We start from the raw sequence: 17,465 nt of genomic DNA, 5'->3' as shown, positions 1-17,465 counted from the left end.
GTCGCTCTTCCCGAGGCCAAGCATGAATGGTCGTCCTCCTGCCAGCCGATCCGGACAAGACAGCTTCGATCCGCGACAAGCGCCAGCAACTGCCAGGTTACCTCAACCTTGCGCTCGCACCAAGAAAACCAACGGCATTGCGATAGACCGTCTGCCGCGGCAGGCGAGCTTTGGCTGCATGCACGCAGAACGCCCGAACTCCGCAGCGCGGGCAGCCAACTCTTAGGCCCGGCGGCGGCTCTTGCTGTCTGGAGGCGCCGTGCATGCGAAGGCACCGGTATCCGCCGGCTTTCGACGACGTCGATGTCGCATCACCAGACGGCAGACTAATCCGTCTTCAAAGGCAAAATCGGCCGAGACCTGGCCTGTTCAACCTCTGGTGTCCACAGCCAGCGCCATCCACGAGCGCGCTTGTTAGTGGCAACGGTCTTTGCTTGCCGAATCCCATCCCACCTAGCCATAATCCGGAATGGACGAACTCTCTATTCCCACGCTCGGGCTCATACTCCTGACGGCCTCGCTTGTCGCCATGATCTCGAGGCGGCTGCGCCTTCCCTACAGCGTCGGGCTGGTAGCGGCCGGCATAGCGCTCGGCTTTGTCCCGGGTGGAACCGAGCTGCCACTCAGTCGGGGCCTGATCTTCACAGTATTTCTGCCGCCGCTGATTTTCCAGGCGGCGCTTGAAATCGAATGGCGTCATTTCCGCGTCAACCTGCCGGTGACTGCTTTGCTTGCCTTTCCGGGGGTGGCGATCGCTGCTGCTGTTGTAGCGCTCGGGATGCATTGGCTGCTCGGATGGAGCTGGGCTGGCGCAAGCCTCTTCGGTGTGCTGATCGCGGCGACGGATCCGGTTTCGGTGCTGGCGGCCTTCAAGGAGATGAAGGTGCAGCCGCGGCTCGGGCTTCTGGTCGAATCCGAAAGCCTGCTCAACGATGGCGCGGCCGCCGTCGGTTTCGCTATCCTGGTCGCGGTGGCAGCAGGCGCAAGCGCCACGCCCGTGGCCATCGCCTCTTCCTTCGTGTGGATTGTCGCTGGCGGCATCGCGATCGGCGCGGCCGTGGCAGCGGTGCTCCTTCTCATCGCAGGGCGGACGGAGGACCATCTGGTGGAAATTACGCTAACGACGATTCGCAGCCTATGGGTCATTTCTAATCGCCGAGAAATTTGGCATGTCGGGCGTTCTTGCGACGCTCACCTCCGGCCTTTTGGTTGGCAATGTGGGTTGGAAAGGCGCGATATCGGCCAAGGCGCGAAGTCACGTGCTGGCATTCTGGGGCTATGCCGCCTTCCTCGCCAACTCGATCGTGTTCATCCTGATTGGCGGCCATGAGGCGCACCAGCCGGTCGGGATCTTTGCGGGTAGCTCGGCGGTCGCCATAGCATTCGTACTGCTCGGTCGCGTACTGGCCATCTACCCGCTCTGCGCGCTCCTCAAGCCGACTTCGCTGAAGGTGGATCTCAAGTACCAGCATGTCCTGGTCTGGGGCGGCCTGCGCGGCGCGCTCGCGCTTGCCCTGTCCCTTGCGCTGCCACAGAACATAGCCGAGCGTGGGGATATCATTGTCACGGCGTTTGCCGCGGTGGCGTTCTCGATCTTCGTCCAAGGCCTGACAATGCCATGGCTTATCAAGAAGCTGGGACTGACTGCCGAGCAAGCTGCGTGAGGGCGCGCTGGCTGCCCTGAAGGGGACTTCATGCTTCGGCAGGACGGCCATCCCTCTGATGGGGAGAGGATGAGCCTGAATCCTTTTCAATCAAGAACGGCTTGCCCGCTTAACATAATGACAAGGCGCCCGAGCAAAGCAGCGGTATAGGAAGTGCAATCTGTCAGGATCAGCGACCGAGGCCTGTGAGAAAGCTCATTCAATTCGGCTTCATCGACTATGCCGACTTGATAGTAGGCTATAATGCGGGAAGCCTTGGCTCCCGCTTGTCAGCCGTGTGGGCAAATCCTTCTGCCGGTGGAAGACTCTACCGAGCAGCGCCAACTCTATCGGTGTGAAATGCGCTTCTTCCAAGGGGAATTATGGCCTCCGGAGTGCCTCTCCCCTCTCCTGATCATAGCTGCTTTGCCTCGTTGCTCTCGGGCTGGGTCTTTGGACATCCCCGTCTCCTCAACCCGCCGCCGAGCCTATAGATCAGGCAGGTCTTTCTTGTCGTCTCTTCCTTCGCGACACATCGGAAACTCCATGCATCGCGCCGAATTGGTTGTGATCGGAAAGGTTTCGGGTGAGGATCAGGCGTGGTAGAAAGTGAGAAAGCCCGCCGACCGAGCCGACGGGCCATCTTCCTCAAACTGCTTGTGCTTCCCTTCCCCGGACGGTCAGCCTAAACTAACGACCGAGTGGCAGTTTTGACACTGACATCAGTTCAGCCTCGTCCCTGATTCCTGCCAGGTAGTTGGCCAGAAGGCGAGATGCGAGGACTTCGCGTCGCTCGGGAGACTGATGTTCGACCTTCAATTTGTCGAACACGCGACCGAGCAACGCCAGGTCCGAAGAACTGAAGATGCCAGCTTCTCGGGCTCTTTGATGAATTGGCACGAGACCCTCCCAAATCGGATGATCCCTCAAACGCGGTCAAACTCGCCATTGATTGCGCACCTTGTCAACAAAAGAAAAAGCCCGCCGGCAGAGGCCCACGGGCAGGTGCTGGAGTAGCCTGGATGCGCAAAGTGCAACGTGCGCGGCAGGCCGATCACGGAACAACCAAAGCGCGTCTGTCGTTCCCGCAGGTGAGCCTCACGCCTCAGTCGTACTACTCCTGAGACAAAGGTCTTGCCGGGCAACTCATAAGTCGGGACCGGGAAACATCTTCCGAAGGTATTCGCCGCGTAGCTGGCGAGCATAGTCCCGTCATCTCCAGTGCGCGGATGTCCACGGTCACCTGCGATCGCTTTGGGCACCCGCACTAGCCAAGGGTGCTTGATACTGGCAGTCGTAGATTTCGAAGAGATCGTCGAGCGATCTCTGCTCGCGAGATGCGATCATCGAATTTTTGTTTCGCTTGGGAACTTTCCGGCTCGTCGGCGATTGAGGGTCGCCGCAGGGGACTTCAGATTTGGACTGCTTTAGTAAGCTTGAGGGGCTGATCGACGCCGGCGGCGCCAACCTGGTCGCGGAGTCGCGCGCGCTGCTTGCTCAAATCAAAGGCAAGTCGCACGACCTGGCTGCAGCCGTGGATGAATTCCTGCTCGACATGATGACGCTTGAATTCCTGCTCGAGGCCGAGCGGGAGGCATTCCATAGTTCGGCACGAAGACTGGCACGCATGCGCCTGACGATGGTGAAACTGCTCTCGACCTAGCGGCTGTCAGCCCCGGCCGATCCTTGCGGATTCCCGAGCGAGATCTGCGTGGTGTAGCCGCTGCCGTGGTCAAGCGTGTCGGTGATGGACCCGATGGTGTAGCTGCCCTCGACACCGGCCCAAAGGTCGATGGTGACCGAGCCGGAGCCGTTGCTGCGCGCGCCGTCGAGGCGGTCAGAATCTGCGCGGATCTTCGCCGCGGTCTCGTCCGACTCCATGAAGCGCAGCACGTCTTCCGGCTCGACATCGTCGCCAGCGACGCGGAAGAGCGCCTGATTGCGCAGGAGTGCAACCAGCCCGGTGTCAGCATCTCGACGACAAGAGCCCGTTACGCTTGGAGCAACGGGTTTTCTGACTGGCCGCAGGCTTGGAGAGTGTCATACCGCCTGGCGGCCGGTTCGCGCTTTCCGTCCGGCGGTGACAATTATCGACGAGCGATCAGCATGCAAAGCTGGCGCAGAACGCGGTCGTAAGTCTCCTGACTGCTAAGCACGTCCGCGCAGCGCTTCTCCATACGGCAAATTCCCGCCGCGCCGAACAGCCATCCCGCGTTGGTGTGAGTTGCACGTTATTTCGAGTGTTCATGCGCGTTCGACTTTGCTCAAGACGTCCAAATACTCAAGAATGCTCTATTGGGCGCCTCAGGAGCGGATGCTACCGACGGAGGTCCCCTCCGAATACTGCAAGCGCGGCTGTACCGAGGAGACACGCGGGAAGATCGGGAGCATCTCTTGATGCTGCTCCGTTCAGGGATCGACACTCGAGAGGCTCTGCTCTCAATGCTGGAAATACGCTCTCATCAGACTTGATGGACCTCATTCAGCAGGATTGCCAGACCAGTGATGATCTGCTGCATGACGAACGGCTTCTCGATCATGAGGCTATTCGGGACGCCCAAAGAGGGCCAGTCTACGGCCCCATCGACGCTCATGTAGATCACCGGAACCGTTGGATTCACGTTTCTCAAGTGTCTGGCCACTGCCCACCCGTCAGTGCCGTCGCCAAGCCTGATATCGGTTACGAGCGCGAGGACACGCTCGGGATCGTCATCAAAGACTGAAATTGCATCCTCCCCCCGATAGGAGGTGACCACCTCAAACCCCGCTTCTTCAAGAGAGTGTTCAATATCGAGAAGGATGACTGATTCGTCCTCGACCACAAGCACGGCGCGTGACGTCATGATGGCAGCTAAACCTGTTTGCCCCACGCAACGGACGAACGCCTGACAGGTTCCCGACATTGTTATTCGGGCATCAGGCCCCCTTTCTCCTTAGCGGCCAGCCTAAAGGTGCGCCTCACGTCGGTTACGGAGGCCTGACCTTCACCGAAAGCGACCACACATTCAACCGCCCTCCGCCAGTGTCGGCCCTTCTCAGTGAACCTCAGCAGCTCCGTGCCGGCTGCCTGGACGTTGGAGACGTTCAGGGTCAACCCGACGCGGGCCTTGATGGGAACTGGTGGGGAGAACCAGTTGAGGTTCACACGGTGTGATTTCGGATCATCCTGCGCTTCATGTCGGAGGCGTTGAGGAGGATCGCGAGGTCGGTCGCATAGGTCAGCTCAAGGCCAACAGCAGGGCGACCCTCCGGCTCAGCGGGCTCCCCGGTGTGCCGGTCGACCACCGACCATGCCCTTGGCCTGGACTCTGGAGCGAGATGATCTCGCCGGAGAATTCCTGCTTCCTGTCAGCCGGCGAAGCGCGGCTCCGGCACGCCGCGCACGCCGACGTCGAGCGCCAGCAGCGAGCCGGCCAGCGGCTGAGCCCGCAGGTCGGCCTGGTTGGAATCCCAGATGGCGGTGGTGACATAGAGCGTCGCAAGGTCCGGGCCGCCGAACATGCAGCTCGATGGACGCTGCACCGGCAGTTCGACGATGCGGTCGATCGAGCCGTCCGGCGCATAGCGTACCAGGCGCCAGCCGCCCCATTGCGCGTTCCACAGATAGCCATGTTCGTCGATCGTCGAGCCGTCAGGCGTTCCGGGCTGCTCGGCGGTCGAGGCGAAGAGCCGGCGATTGGCGATGGTCCCAGCGTTGTGATCGTAATCGTAAGCGTAGATCGCGTTATCCGGCGTATCGGCGAAATAGAAAATGCTGTTGTCGAGGCTCCAGACCAACGAATTGGAGATGCAGATTCCCCCCGCCAGCCGCGTCACCTGCAAGTCGGGATCAAGCCGATAAAGCGACGCGCTGTGGTCCTTGAGCTTGTCGTCCATGGTGCCGGCCCAGAATCGGCCTTTGCGGTCGCATTTGCCGTCGTTGAAGCGGTTGGTGGGGATGTGCGCTTCGGGTCTGGCGATCCAGTCGATGTTTTTGGTAGCCGGATCGAAGAAGGCCAACCCGCTTTCGAAGGCACAGACCAGTCCGCCTCTTTCGCGCAGTGCGAAAGAGCCAATGCGCTCGGGGAAGTGCCATTCGCGAACCTGACCGGTGGCATGGTCGAAGCGGCGCAGCCGCTTGCTCTCGATATCGACCCAATAGAGCGCCTGCTCGGCCACATCCCAGACCGGAACCTCGCCAAGCTTGTCGCGCGAGCGGAAGACTTCCGTGACGCTGCTCATCCCCCATCCTCTGCCGCGCCACACAAAAATGCCATGGAAGTCTCGGTCCCCTGCCCCGGCGCAAGTACCGTCAGGCCACCCAAATCCGGCAGGTTGTGGCCGTTAGCCGAGTGGCTCATCGGCTCGAAGCAGAAGAAGTCCTCGCGGTAATGCGGATCGAAATGCGTGTCGGAGACGAAAAGGAAATAGCGCGACAGCGCCGGCGCGGTTTCGATGCTGAGCCGCATGCGCTGTTCAGGCCAGACGATGGAGGCCGCGCCGTCCCAGCCTTCAAAACCGTTGTTGACCCAACGGCGCGGCAGCGCTCTCGGGTACTTGAAATCAAGTGCCTCGGGCACTGAGGTGCAGGTGTCCGGAAGCCAGCCCGCTTTTTCCGTCCAATAAGCCGTCGCCGGCGCTGCAAGCGTGGTTGTCGGCGTCAGCGGAAAATAGGGATGCCAGCCGAGTCCGAACGGCATCGGCCGCTCACCGAGATTCGTCACGCCAAGGATCGCCCGGAAGCTCACCCCTTCGCATTTGAAGCGTTGCGTGGCGCGATAGCGATAAGGTTCTCCCTGAAATTCGAACGACAGCGATGCCTCGGCGTCGCCGCGATCCTCGACAGTCCAGTCGCCAAGCCAGCCATCGCCGTGGAGGTAGTGCTTGTCCCAGGGTGTGTTGGGCTTCAGACGATACTCGGTCCGATCGAACAGAAAACGGTTGCCTTCGACCCTGTTGCTGAACGGGACGAGCGGAAAACAACCGGCCTTCAGCGGATCGCGATCCGAACCGTCTGGCGGCGGGCGCAGCAGCGCTTGCCAGGCATCGCCAGGCTTGGCCTCCAGCCGCCAGACCAACCCGCCTTGCGTCGAGAGCACGCAGCGAAGACGGTGGCTGGCGATCTCGATATCGGCCATCGTCAGCCCTTGATGCCGGTCGCGGCGATGCCGCGCACGAAGTGTCGCTGCAAGGCGAGAAAGAAGAGTGCCGTCGGCAGCGTCGCCACGACGGCAGACGCCATCAGCACGCTCTGCTTCATCGACATGCCGGCGCCGCCCACCAGCGTTGCCAACCCGACGGGAAGCGTGCGCGTCTCGTCGGAATTGGTGGCAATCAGGGGCCAGAAGAAATTGTTCCAGCTGGCGACGAAGGTGAAGATCGCCACGGTGGCAAGCCCCGGTTTTGTGAGCGGCAAGAGGATGCGCCAGAAGAAGCCGAAACGGCCACAGCCATCCATGATGGCGGCATCCTCCAGTTCGCGCGGCACGGCCTGGAAGAACTGAGTCAGCAGGAAAACGCCGAAGGCGTTGGCCGATGCCGGCACGGTCAGGCTGAAAATGCTGTCGACCAGGCCGTAGCTATTCAGGCCAAGGAACAGCGGCACGAAGAGGAGTTCATAGGGCAGCAGGAAGGTCGCGAAGATCACGCCCATGACGACGCGGCGGCCAGGGAACTGCATGCGCGCCAGCGGATAGGCCGCCAAGGCATCGACGGCCAGGGTCAGCGCGGTGGTGAGAATGCCGACAACGGCCGAGTTGCGAAACCAGGTCAGCATGGGGAAGCGCTGAAACAGCGCGCCATAGGCTTCCAGCGTCGGCGTATCCGGGATCCAGGTGGGCGGATAAGCGTAGATCTCGCTTTCCGGCTTGACCGAAGTGACCAGCATCCACAGGATCGGCGCGCCCCAGAGCGCCGTCACGACGATCATCAGCACATAGGCGAGCGAGCGCCCGCCAAGCGATTTTCCGGCACGATTGGAGCGCTGGTCCTGCATCAGATCGCCTTCATCAGCTTCATCTGGGCGAGCGAGAAGAGCAGCGTGATTAAAAGCAGCACCACGCCCGCGGCGGCAGCCGGACCCATCTCGAAATTCTGGAAGGCGGTGAGGTAGATATATTGCACGATGACGAAGGTGCTCGCCTCCGGCCCGCCCTGCGTCATCACATAGGCCTGGCCGAAGACGCGCCAGCCATTGATGATGGTGAGCGCGGTGACCAGCGCCATGGCCGGCCGCAGCAAAGGCAAGGTGATGTAGACGAAGCGCTGCCAGGGGCCGGCGCCGTCGAGCGTGGCGGCATCATGCAATTCCTCGGAAATGTCCTGCAGCGCCGCCAGGAAGATGATCATGTTGGTGTTGACGGTCCACCAGATGGTGGTGATGGCCAAAGCCGGCATCGACCAGTGCGGGTCCTTGAGCCAGGCAATGGGCTCGATGCCGATCGTGGTGAGGTAATAGTTGACGAGGCCGGTGCCCTTGTCGAACAGCCAACCCCACAGGATGCCGACGGTCGAGACCATGACGACATAGGGAAGGAACACCACCGTCCTCACGAAAGCGGTGCCCTTGAGCTTCTGGTCGAGCAGCATAGCCAAAGCCAGGCCGAGCACGACCATCGGGATCGCCGTCAGGAAGACAAAGTAGAAGGTGTTCCTGATCGCGGTCAGGAACAGCGGATCGGCGAAGATCTGCCGGTAATTGTCGAGCCCGATGAATTCCGGCGCGCCGAGGATATCCCAGCGCATGAAGCTGATGCCGATGGCGGCCAGCGTCGGCAAAAGCATGAAGGCGATGAACAGCGCCAGATAGGGCGACAGGAAGAGATAGGCGGCAAGCGTCATGCCGCTGCGCACCGCCCCTCCCTCCTGCGCCGATGCGCGGCGGGCCCTGGAGCGGCCCGCCGGGTGTGATGCCAGCGATGTCATCAGCCCTTCTTCAGCTGCGCGTCGAGACCTTCCTTCATCGCCTTCAAGGCGTCCGGAACTGGCTTGGAGCCGCTGAGCGCGGCCTGCAGGTTGGTGACCAGCGGCGTCGGCTTGTCGAAAGAGAAGACCGAGAGATATTGCGGGATCAGCGGCTCGTAGACGATGTTGGGCAGGTCGTCGACGAAGGACTTGAAATATTTGTACTGCTCGGTGCCTGTGAAGGCAGCGCTTTCACGCACCGCCTTGCTCTGCGGGATGATGCCGACGGTGGTGGCGGGCGCGGCAAAGTTGTCGAAGAACCACTTCATGAAAGTGCCATCGGCGGCGAGCTTGTCGTCGCTTTTCTGCTTCGACACCGCCATGCAATGCGAGTTCGCCCAGACGGCCGCCTTCTGGCCAAACACCGGCAATTGCGCGGTCATGAAATTCATCTTCTGCGCCATGCGCAGATTGACCTCCCAGGGGCCGATGAACTTCATCGCGACCTGCTTGGAAGCAAAGGCGTCCTCGCCCTTGTTGCCGCCGACCTCGGGATTGGTCACGCCATGCACGTTGATCAGGTCGACGAGATATTGCAACGCCTTCTGCGAGGCCTCGCTGTCAACCGCGGCCAGGCCCTTGTCGTCAAGGAAGGTGCCGCCGAACTGGTACATCAGGCTGAACCAGATCCAGCGCGCTGTCGCCCAGGTGTTCGGCAATTCGAAGCCGTAACGCGTGACCTTGCCGCTGCCGTCCTTGACCGTCAGCTTCTTTGCCCATTCGAGGAATTCCTCGCCGGTCTTCGGCGGCTTGGCCGGATCGAGCCCCGCCTCCTGCACCATATCGACGTTGTAATAGAAGCCGAGCGGATGCACGTCGAGCGGCGCGGCATAGACCTTGCCGTCGAAGGTCACGCCGGCGCGGCCGGCATCCGGAACCTGCGACAGGTCGAGACCGGACGAAGCGACGACGTCGTCGATCGGCCGGATGACCTTGCGCGTGGCGAATTCCGGCAGCTCGGTGATGTGGAAGAGCACCAGGTCCGGCGCACGACCGCCGGCCGAGGAGACCACCCATTTGGAAAATAAGGTGTCCCAGTCATAGCCGGTCGGCTCGACGATGACGCCCTTGCCGCCCTTGTTGAAGGTGTCGATGACGCCGTTGAGCGCGGTGGTGTTGTCGGCGCCGGTCCAGCCATGCCAGAGCGTCACCTTCTCGTCCGCGGCGAAGGCGCCGCGCGGCAACGCGCCCGCCAGCGCAGCACTTGCACCAAGCGCAAGCGCTTGCCGGCGTGTCAGCAGGGATTTCGCGAAGACATCATTTGCCATGGTTTCCTCCCATTATGGCTTGTGTGTCAGGGGTGGTGAAGCACGCTCAACCCGCCATCCGCGACGAGGCAGGCGGCGTTGATGAAGGGGCATTCGTCGGAGACGAGAAAGACCGCCGCCATGGCGATCTCCTCAGGCGTGGCGATCCGCCCGCCCGGATGCAGCGCCAGCGTCTTGGCGCGCGCGGCCCCCGGATCGTCGAAGCTGTTCCAGTAGTCGATGACCTTCTGGGTGGCGACATAACCGGGCGCCAGCGCGTTCACGCGGATATTGCCGCCGGCATATTCGATCGCCAGCGATTTGGTCAGGCCAAGCAGAGCATGCTTGGCGACGGGATAGGGAAAGGTGTGCGGGATGATGGTGAAGGCGTGCGTGGAGGCGATGTTGAGGATCACGCCGCCGCCCTGCCCGATCATCCCCGGCAGCGCCGCCTTGGCACAGTGCCAGGCGCCTTTCACATTGACGTCAAGATTGCGCGTCCAGTCGTCCTCGGTGGCTTCAAGCGGCGTCGAGAAGACGTTCATGCCGGCATTGTTGATGACGGTGTTGATCGGGCCGATGGCCTTCGTCGCCGCCGCCATTGCGGCCTCGATTGCCTTGGCATCAGCGATGTCGGCTGCGGCATGCGCGACGTCGCCCAAACGTGCAGCGCTTTCGACGAGAATGTCCGCGTCGCGGTCGACCAGGAACAGCCCGGCCTCCTCGCGCAGACAGGCCTCGGCCATGGCGTAGCCGATGCCTTGCGCGGCGCCGGTGAGGAAGATGCGTTTTCCGGAGAGGCGTCCCATCAGCGCCGCCCCAATGCCGAAGAACGCAGATTGTCGAGGAGCACGGCCAGGAGCAGGATCACGCCTCTGACGATGTATTGATAGAAGGCTGGAATGTTGAGCAGGTTCATGGCGTTTTCGGCGATGCCCATGATCAGCACGCCGACGATGACGCCCGACATCGTCGCCCTGCCGCCGGCAAGCGAGACGCCGCCGAGCACGCAGGCGGAGATCACCGAAAGCTCCAAGCCCACCGCGGCGTTAGGCTGGCCGGAGGTGATGCGCGAGGCAAGCAGGATGCCGGCGATGCCACACACCACGCCCTGCAGGGTAAAAATCCAGATGCGCGTTCGATCGACGTTGACGCCGGCCAGGCGCGAAGCTTCCGGGTTGCCGCCGATGGCGAGCGTATTCTTGCCGAAGACGGTGCTGTTGAGCACAAATCCGAAAATGGCGAAGAGCACCGCCAGCACCCAGATCGGCGTCGGTATGCCGAGCAGCTTCGAGAGGGCCAGCTGGTAGAAGTCCGGGCTGTTGATGCCGACGGCGCGACCGTCCGACGAGATCAGCGCGAAACCGCGCACGATCTGCATGGTGGCCAGAGTGGTGATCAGCGCGTTGATGCGGAACTTGGCAATGACGACGCCGTTGACGAGGCCAACGACGGCGCCGCAGGCGATCGCCGCAACCAGGCCAAGCAGGATCGAGCCGGTGGCGTTCGAGGCCATCACCGCGACCATGCCGGCGAAGGCGACGATGGAGCCGACCGACAGATCGAAGTCGCGCGCAGCGAGGCAGAACATCATCGTGCAGGCAACGATGCCGACGGTGACCACGGACTGAAGCAGGCCGAGCATGTTGCGGTCGGTGAGGAAGTTCGGCACGAGCAGCGACACCAGCGCGAAGGCGACGATGAAGATGACGACGAGGCCTTGTTCGCCGAGCAGGATCTTCTTCAGCCGACTGGTCATTGGAAGCCTCAGGATGCGATCGCGTCGGGGGTTTTCTTGTCGGGGAGCGCCGCGGCCAGGATCGCCTTTTCGGCGAACTGGTCGCGCGCGAGCTCGGCGCTGATGCGCCCGCCGCACATCACCAGGATGCGGTCGCAAATGCCCATCGCTTCCGGCAGCTCGGAGGAGACGACGACGATCGCCATGCCCTCCTCGGCCAGCTGGTAGAGCAGCTCGTAGATCTCCGATTTGGCGCCGACATCGATGCCGCGCGTCGGCTCATCGACGATCAGCACGCGGATGTTCTGCTCCGACAGCCAGCGGCCGAGGATGACCTTCTGCTGGTTGCCGCCGGAAAGATTGATGATGTCCTGCTTGCGCGACGGCGTGCGCACCTTGAGCTTCTTGATGAAGGTTTCGGCCGTCGTGATCTCGCTGGCGCGGTTCAGCACGCCGAAGCGCGTGTGATGGCGGCGCGAGGAGATGTTGATGTTCTCCTCGATCGAGCGGCCCTGGATGATGCCGTCATGCTTGCGGTCTTCCGAGCACAGCACGATGCCGGCCCTGATTGCGTCATGCGGGCTGGCGGCGGCAACCGTCTTGCCGTCGACCATGATCGTGCCGCCCGAACGCGGATCGGCGCCGAAGACCAGCCGCATCAGTTCGGATCGGCCGGCGCCGATGAGGCCGAAGAAGCCGACGATCTCGCCGGCGCGGGCTTCGAAGCTTGCCGGCGTGCGCAGCCTGGCGCCGCTCAGATTGTCGACCTTGAGGCGAACCTCTCCCCTCTTGCGCGGCCGAAAACCCCAGATGTCGGAAATCTCGCGGCCGACCATTTCGGCCACGACCTGATCGCGGGTGACATCCTTCAGCGATTGATGATGCGCGGCGAGCTTGCCGTCGCGCAGCACCGTCAGGCTGTCGCAGAGCCGGAACACCTCGTCGAGGCGGTGCGAGACATAGATGATGACCTTCTCGCCGCGCAGCCGGCCGATCAGTTTAAACAGGATCTCGCTTTCGCGCGAGGAGAGCGACGAGGTCGGCTCGTCGAGCGCGATGACGCGGGCGTCGAGCATCACCGCCTTGGCGATCTCAACCATCTGGCGCTCGCCGATCGAGAGCGTCTTGACCTTGCGGCGCATGTCGATATCGATGCCGGCCGATTTCAGCTTGGCGCCGACGTCGTCGAGCATGCGGCGGCGGGCGATGACGCCGGCGCTTGCCGGAAAGCGTCCGAGGCTGAGATTCTCGGCGACGCTCAGCTCGGGCACCAGCTGCAATTCCTGGTGGATGACAATGACGCCATTGTCGAAGGCATTTCTGGTCGAGGCATAGGCCTGGACCTTGCCGTCGATGCTTATCTCGCCGGCATCGGCATGCTGGTCGCCGGACAGGATCTTGATGAGCGTCGATTTGCCGGCGCCGTTCTCACCCATCAATCCGTGCACGGCGCCCTTTTCGACGCCGAACGACACATCGGACAGAGCCCTGACGCCCGGATAGGTCTTGGTGATGTTGGAGAATTCGAGAAAGGACACGGGGCTTCGATCCTTCTTGAGCATGCCAAACAGGCGGCGGCATCAAGCCGCCGCCTGTTTGTACAGGGAGGACTATTCGATACCGAGGTCCTTGCGCACCTTCTGGTAATCGTCGCGCTTGGCCAGCGCGCCGGCGGTCAGCGTCAGCTTCGCCGGCTCCTTGTTGTTGGCGATCCAGTCATACATGTCGAGCGCCGTCTCGTAGCCGTGGCGCTTGGGCGAGATGATCACCGTGCCGACGAAGCCGGTGGCGGCGGGTTTCTTGAACTCGTTGATCGCCGATTCCGCGCCGCCGATGCCGACGCCGATCATGCCGTCCGCCGGAATGCCGACGCTTTCAGAAGCGCGCACTGCGCCCAGCACCGCCTCGTCATTGAGGCCGAAGGCAATCCACTTCTTGATGTCGGCATGGGCGTTGAGCACCACGGTCGCGGCATTGAGCGCGGCTTCCGTGTCGGTCTTGGCCTGCGGCGCGTCGAAGATGTTTTCGGCCTTGAAGCCGGCGGCCTTCAGCACCGAGATCGCGCCTTCGACACGATCGACGGCGGTCGGCAGCTGGTCGTAGGAAACGCGGATCGCGCCGACCTCGTCCATCTTCCAGCCGCGCGCCTTCATCTCGTCGATGATGGCCTGACCCACGGCCTCGCCGATCTTGGTGGCGGAAATGCCCATATGCGGGACGTCTTCCAGCGGCTTGCCGTCGGCGCCGACGAGGCGGTCGTCGACCGTCATCAGCTTGAGATTGTTGGCGGCGGCCTTGGCGACGATGCCGGGGCCGAGCTTCACATCCGGCGTGCAGACGACGAAGCCTTGCGCTCCTTGAGCGCCCAGATTGTCGATCGCCGACATCAGCTTCTCGCCGTCCTCGGCGCCGATCTTGACGAGAGTGAAACCCTTCTCCTTGGCGGCCTGGTCGGCGAACTTCCATTCGTCCTGGAACCAGGGTTCCTCGGGCTGCTTGACGATGAAGCCGATCTTGGTGTCCTGAGCGTAGGCCGACGCGATCGTGGTGACCGACAAGACGGCGAGAGCACCCGCGACAAGCGCGGTTTTCAAAAGTCGCATGATTACCTCCCAGCAAACAGCCAGGCGCTCAGCCCGGATTGGTCGTGTGTAATCAATTTTATCATACCCGTCAATTGATCTGGTATGATAAATGAGATAGGTAGTCCGATAAGTAGTCGCTGGCGCAAATCACTCGCATCCGCTAAGGCCGGACCAATTGCGCGCAAACCGAACGGTTCGCTGCCTTGGAGGAGGGGCTGAGGTGAACGAAACACCGAAGAAGGCTGACGAAGACACGCAAACGCGCGAGACGGCGCGCCGTCCGCGCGTCATGCCCGACGTGACCAAGGCGATCGCCTCCGACATATTCTCCGGACGATATCCGGCCGGGTCGTCGCTGCCGACCGAGAACGATCTCGGCATCGAATATGGCGTCAGCCGCACCGTCATCCGCGAAGCGCTGAAAGTGCTGGCGGCCAAGGGGCTGGTACTGTCCCGGCCACGCGTCGGCACGGTGGTGTGCGACCAGGACAACTGGAACATCATCGACCCGCAGGTGCTGGCCTGGCATGCGCCGCATGCGCTGGACGACAAGCTGTTCGACGCGATCCTGGAAACCCGCCGCGCCATCGAGCCGCTGGTCGCCGAACTCGCGGCAACGCGCGCGACGCTGCAGGAGATCGCTGATCTCGAAGTAGCCTGGCAAGGCATGGCGGGTGCCGGCGAGGACCTGACGCAGTTCTCGCGCTCCGACATCGTCTTTCACCAGATCGTCTATGGCGCGAGCCACAACCCGATCTTCCGTCAGATCGGCAAGCTGATCGACACGGCGCTGTTGTTTTCGCTGGAAGCCACCGCGACCATCTCGCCGGTCAGGCGCAGGGAAGCGGCGGCGGCGCATGGCGAGGTGGTCGAGGCCTTGCGCATGCGCGACGCCGTCGCCGCGCGCAATGCGGCAAACAAGATCCTCGACCTTGCCGCGCGCGACCTCGTCAGCGCCAAGAAACTGAAAAACAACTGAGACCGGCCGGCCGCATGAAGATCACCGCTCTGACCACCTATATCGTTCCGCCGCGCTGGCTGTTCCTCAAGATCGAAACCGATGCCGGCATCAGCGGCTGGGGCGAGCCGGTGGTCGAAGGCAAGGCGCTGACGGTCGAAGCGGCGGTCAGGGAACTGGCCGATTATCTGATCGGCAAGGATCCGCGTTTGATAGAGGATCATTGGACGGTGATGCATCGCGGCGGCTTCTATCGCGGCGGGCCGATCCTGATGAGCGCTATCGCCGGCATCGACCAGGCGCTGTGGGACATCAAGGGCAAGGCGCTCGGCGTGCCGGTCCATGAATTGCTCGGCGGCAGGCTGCGCGAAACGGTCAAGGTCTATTCCTGGATCGGCGGCGACCGGCCGGCGGAAGTGGCGGCCGGCGCCAGGGATATGGTGGCGCGCGGATTCCTAGCGCTCAAGATGAACGGCACCGAGGAACTGCAGATCGTCGACAGCCACGACAAGATAGACGCGGCTATAGAGCGCGTCGCCACGGTGCGCGAGGCGGTCGGGCCGAATATCGGCATCGCCGTCGATTTCCACGGCCGCGTGCACCGCCCGATGGCGCGCATCCTGGTCAAGGAGCTTGAGCCCTACCGGCTGATGTTCATCGAAGAGCCGGTGCTCAGCGAAAACCGCGAGGCTCTGAAGGAGATCGCCGCACTCGGCTCGACGCCGATCGCGCTTGGCGAACGGCTCTACAGCCGCTGGGATTTCAAATCGGTGTTCGAGGATGCGGTCGTCGACATCATCCAGCCGGATCTCTCGCACGCCGGCGGCATCACCGAATGCCGCAAGATCGCGGCGATGGCTGAGGCCTATGACGTGGCTGTGGCGCCGCACTGTCCGCTCGGGCCGATCGCGCTCGCCGCATGCCTGCAGCTCGACGCCGTGAGCTACAATTGCTTCATCCAGGAGCAGAGCCTAGGCATCCACTACAATGCCGGCAACGACCTGCTCGACTACGCCGCCAACAAGGACGTATTCCGCTACCAGGATGGCTATGTCGCCATTCCCGATGGCCCGGGCCTCGGCGTCGAGATCGACGAAGAGTATGTGAAGGAGCGCGCCCGGGAGGGACACCGCTGGCGCAACCCGGTCTGGCGCCACAAGGACGGTTCGTTCGCCGAGTGGTAAGCGGGCCCAGATTCGACGGATCGGTTTGCGAGACGACCGGTGCGGCAGGAAAGTGCAAGTAGGATCCCGAGCGGCCCGCGCGTGGCGCCGGAGCACCTTCAGTTAGGTGGGATCGATCCACAGGTATGGCCAGTCGCCTTCGATCGGCCGGTCGAGGAACGAGGGCAACGCCGCGGAAGTGTGGGTCGGGATCAACAGAACAGCGCGCAGGCACGTCACGCTTCGTACCGCTACAAGCCATGTTCTAACTGAAGCGAACGTCGGCGGAAGAAGTCGCCACCGGAAGAGGCAATCGAGCTCCTCAACGCGAAGCTCCCCCGCCTGTTGGTCGGCAGCATCTGTTGGCTGATACCTGCTAGAAATACGCGCTCCGCTTGCGGGCAGAATAGAGTGGAAGGGAAGTTGCGGCTCCCCTCTTCTATCCTATTGCACCGCCAGCGCCGTCACTTCGCGTCGAAATGGCTGCGCGTCACCGATATCGGGTTCGTTCAGCTCGCGGGCGAAGCGGTGGCCGGCATAGGTTGCCCAGGCGATCGGCCCCGGCGCTTCCGCATCGCCAATGACCTTGATCGAACGAATGCCGTTGCCGGCCCACTCGTTTTCCCGGGCTTTCAGCGCGCGCCAAACGGCATCGTCCTGATTGCGTGACGTGACCAGGACGATGGCATCGGCGGCCAGCTCCTGTTTCGCGCCGGTATAGACGCAGGCTGTCACGACGCCGCCTGAAGCGATGTTCGTGACGGTCCTGTTAAGGACGATACCCACTCCCAATCCCGCCAGGCGGCGGTGGATGGCGCCCTGCTCCAGCGTGTTTCGCGTCCAGTCCGAGACAAAGGCCGACGGCATCCTTGAAGAGAGCGATTGCGGTCCAACAGGTGCAGCGCTTCTTCCTGATCGTGGGTGACGTAGAGGATGGTGACGCCGGTTTCGCGATGGATGCGTCGGATCTCGGCTGGATCTCCTCGCGCAGCTTCTTGTCCAGGGCCGACAGCGGTTCGTCCATCAGAAGGATCGGCGGATCGTCGGCCAGCGCGCCGGGCTTGCCCATCCGGCAGTATGGCCATGTGGCGCGCCCTTTCCCAATTTGTGTAATGCCACGGCGAAGTGATTGATGCCGGGAACAAATTAGCAGCCCGAAAGTTCGCGAGAACGGCGAACCGGGAGAAGG

The 17,465-nt window shown here is 62.4% G+C and carries 16 protein-coding genes and 2 pseudogenes; 5 read left to right on the top strand and 13 right to left on the bottom strand.

The window, feature by feature from the left end; genetic code table 11:
* Nucleotides 1-469 precede the first annotated feature (469 nt).
* From LB535_RS28925 to LB535_RS26775, 3 genes and pseudogenes are all read left to right on the top strand, one after another.
* A pseudogene (locus LB535_RS28925) lies at nucleotides 470-1,063 on the top strand (cation:proton antiporter); the annotation flags it as partial.
* A 106-nt stretch (nucleotides 1,064-1,169) separates the two neighbouring features.
* Complete coding sequence (locus LB535_RS28920; RefSeq protein ID WP_263490959.1) at nucleotides 1,170-1,664, top strand: cation:proton antiporter; 495 nt, start codon at nucleotides 1,170-1,172, stop codon at nucleotides 1,662-1,664.
* 1,396 nt (nucleotides 1,665-3,060) lie between these two features.
* Nucleotides 3,061-3,306 (top strand): hypothetical protein, encoded by a 246-nt coding sequence (locus LB535_RS26775; protein ID WP_224634311.1) that lies wholly within the window; start codon nucleotides 3,061-3,063, stop codon nucleotides 3,304-3,306.
* On the opposite strand, the gene LB535_RS26770 is transcribed toward LB535_RS26775, so the two are convergent.
* The 11 genes from LB535_RS26770 to LB535_RS26720 all read right to left on the bottom strand — a co-directional run bounded on the left by LB535_RS26770 (nucleotide 3,303) and on the right by LB535_RS26720 (nucleotide 14,173).
* On the bottom strand, nucleotides 3,303-3,536 hold the full coding sequence (locus LB535_RS26770) for a hypothetical protein (protein ID WP_224634310.1): 234 nt from the start codon (nucleotides 3,534-3,536) through the stop codon (nucleotides 3,303-3,305). The genes LB535_RS26775 and LB535_RS26770 overlap by 4 nt on opposite strands.
* A 569-nt stretch (nucleotides 3,537-4,105) precedes the next feature.
* A complete protein-coding gene (locus LB535_RS26765) occupies nucleotides 4,106-4,486 on the bottom strand; it encodes a response regulator (protein WP_224634309.1) in 381 nt (126 codons plus the stop codon).
* A 505-nt stretch (nucleotides 4,487-4,991) separates the two neighbouring features.
* Nucleotides 4,992-5,864, bottom strand: a complete 873-nt coding sequence (locus LB535_RS26760; protein WP_224634308.1) for an SMP-30/gluconolactonase/LRE family protein — start codon at nucleotides 5,862-5,864, stop codon at nucleotides 4,992-4,994.
* Complete coding sequence (locus tag LB535_RS26755) at nucleotides 5,861-6,760, bottom strand: aldose 1-epimerase (protein ID WP_224634307.1); 900 nt, start codon at nucleotides 6,758-6,760, stop codon at nucleotides 5,861-5,863. The genes LB535_RS26760 and LB535_RS26755 overlap by 4 nt, the downstream gene beginning before the upstream one ends.
* A gap of 2 nt (nucleotides 6,761-6,762) precedes the next feature.
* The gene (locus tag LB535_RS26750; RefSeq protein ID WP_224634306.1) at nucleotides 6,763-7,617 is read right to left on the bottom strand and encodes a carbohydrate ABC transporter permease; all 855 of its coding nucleotides are present in this window, start codon (nucleotides 7,615-7,617) and stop codon (nucleotides 6,763-6,765) included.
* Entirely contained in the window at nucleotides 7,617-8,546 is a 930-nt protein-coding gene (locus LB535_RS26745) for a carbohydrate ABC transporter permease (protein WP_224634305.1), read from the bottom strand. The genes LB535_RS26750 and LB535_RS26745 overlap by 1 nt, the downstream gene beginning before the upstream one ends.
* Nucleotides 8,546-9,853 (bottom strand): ABC transporter substrate-binding protein, encoded by a 1,308-nt coding sequence (locus LB535_RS26740; RefSeq protein WP_224634304.1) that lies wholly within the window; start codon nucleotides 9,851-9,853, stop codon nucleotides 8,546-8,548. Before LB535_RS26740 ends, LB535_RS26745 begins: the two co-directional genes overlap by 1 nt.
* A 26-nt stretch (nucleotides 9,854-9,879) precedes the next feature.
* Nucleotides 9,880-10,644, bottom strand: coding sequence for an SDR family oxidoreductase (locus LB535_RS26735; protein ID WP_224634345.1), 765 nt, complete (start codon nucleotides 10,642-10,644; stop codon nucleotides 9,880-9,882).
* Nucleotides 10,641-11,591, bottom strand: a complete 951-nt coding sequence (gene araH, locus LB535_RS26730) for an L-arabinose ABC transporter permease AraH (protein WP_224634303.1) — start codon at nucleotides 11,589-11,591, stop codon at nucleotides 10,641-10,643. Before araH ends, LB535_RS26735 begins: the two co-directional genes overlap by 4 nt.
* Nucleotides 11,592-11,599: 8 nt before the next feature.
* A complete protein-coding gene (gene araG / locus LB535_RS26725; protein WP_318012352.1) occupies nucleotides 11,600-13,108 on the bottom strand; it encodes an L-arabinose ABC transporter ATP-binding protein AraG in 1,509 nt (502 codons plus the stop codon).
* A gap of 72 nt (nucleotides 13,109-13,180) precedes the next feature.
* Nucleotides 13,181-14,173: an arabinose ABC transporter substrate-binding protein gene (locus LB535_RS26720; RefSeq protein ID WP_042645135.1), complete on the bottom strand. Its 993-nt coding sequence runs from the start codon at nucleotides 14,171-14,173 to the stop codon at nucleotides 13,181-13,183.
* A 271-nt stretch (nucleotides 14,174-14,444) separates the two neighbouring features.
* On the opposite strand from LB535_RS26720, the gene LB535_RS26715 reads away from it, so the two are divergent.
* A complete protein-coding gene (locus LB535_RS26715; RefSeq protein WP_224608188.1) occupies nucleotides 14,445-15,134 on the top strand; it encodes a FadR/GntR family transcriptional regulator in 690 nt (229 codons plus the stop codon).
* A gap of 14 nt (nucleotides 15,135-15,148) precedes the next feature.
* Complete coding sequence (gene dgoD / locus LB535_RS26710) at nucleotides 15,149-16,297, top strand: galactonate dehydratase (protein WP_224634301.1); 1,149 nt, start codon at nucleotides 15,149-15,151, stop codon at nucleotides 16,295-16,297.
* A gap of 423 nt (nucleotides 16,298-16,720) precedes the next feature.
* Here dgoD and LB535_RS26705 read toward each other — a convergent pair whose 3' ends face one another.
* Nucleotides 16,721-17,062 carry a hypothetical protein gene (locus LB535_RS26705; protein ID WP_224634348.1) on the bottom strand — a complete coding sequence of 114 codons (342 nt, stop codon included), beginning with the start codon at nucleotides 17,060-17,062 and terminating at the stop codon, nucleotides 16,721-16,723.
* A 98-nt stretch (nucleotides 17,063-17,160) separates the two neighbouring features.
* Nucleotides 17,161-17,333: pseudogene (locus LB535_RS26700) on the bottom strand (polyamine ABC transporter ATP-binding protein); the annotation flags it as partial.
* Nucleotides 17,334-17,465 lie beyond the last annotated feature (132 nt).

Origin of the sequence: Mesorhizobium sp. CA10, from assembly GCF_020165285.1 — a bacterium.
Lineage (GTDB): Bacteria > Pseudomonadota > Alphaproteobacteria > Rhizobiales > Rhizobiaceae > Mesorhizobium.
This window is presented reverse-complemented; position numbering and strand designations above follow the sequence as displayed.

What these genes read in the sequence shown, in the direction of transcription:
- LB535_RS28920 (WP_263490959.1), top strand. Translation starts at nt 1,170, where the DNA reads ATGTCGGGCGTTCTTGCGACGCTCACCTCCGGCCTTTTGGTTGGCAAT.
- araH (WP_224634303.1), bottom strand. Translation starts at nt 11,591, where the DNA reads ATGACCAGTCGGCTGAAGAAGATCCTGCTCGGCGAACAAGGCCTCGTC.
- LB535_RS26720 (WP_042645135.1), bottom strand. Translation starts at nt 14,173, where the DNA reads ATGCGACTTTTGAAAACCGCGCTTGTCGCGGGTGCTCTCGCCGTCTTG.
- LB535_RS26715 (WP_224608188.1), top strand. Translation starts at nt 14,445, where the DNA reads ATGCCCGACGTGACCAAGGCGATCGCCTCCGACATATTCTCCGGACGA.
- LB535_RS26765 (WP_224634309.1), bottom strand. Translation starts at nt 4,486, where the DNA reads ATGACGTCACGCGCCGTGCTTGTGGTCGAGGACGAATCAGTCATCCTT.
- dgoD (WP_224634301.1), top strand. Translation starts at nt 15,149, where the DNA reads ATGAAGATCACCGCTCTGACCACCTATATCGTTCCGCCGCGCTGGCTG.
- LB535_RS26760 (WP_224634308.1), bottom strand. Translation starts at nt 5,864, where the DNA reads ATGAGCAGCGTCACGGAAGTCTTCCGCTCGCGCGACAAGCTTGGCGAG.
- LB535_RS26740 (WP_224634304.1), bottom strand. Translation starts at nt 9,853, where the DNA reads ATGGCAAATGATGTCTTCGCGAAATCCCTGCTGACACGCCGGCAAGCG.
- LB535_RS26755 (WP_224634307.1), bottom strand. Translation starts at nt 6,760, where the DNA reads ATGGCCGATATCGAGATCGCCAGCCACCGTCTTCGCTGCGTGCTCTCG.
- LB535_RS26750 (WP_224634306.1), bottom strand. Translation starts at nt 7,617, where the DNA reads ATGCAGGACCAGCGCTCCAATCGTGCCGGAAAATCGCTTGGCGGGCGC.
- LB535_RS26745 (WP_224634305.1), bottom strand. Translation starts at nt 8,546, where the DNA reads ATGACATCGCTGGCATCACACCCGGCGGGCCGCTCCAGGGCCCGCCGC.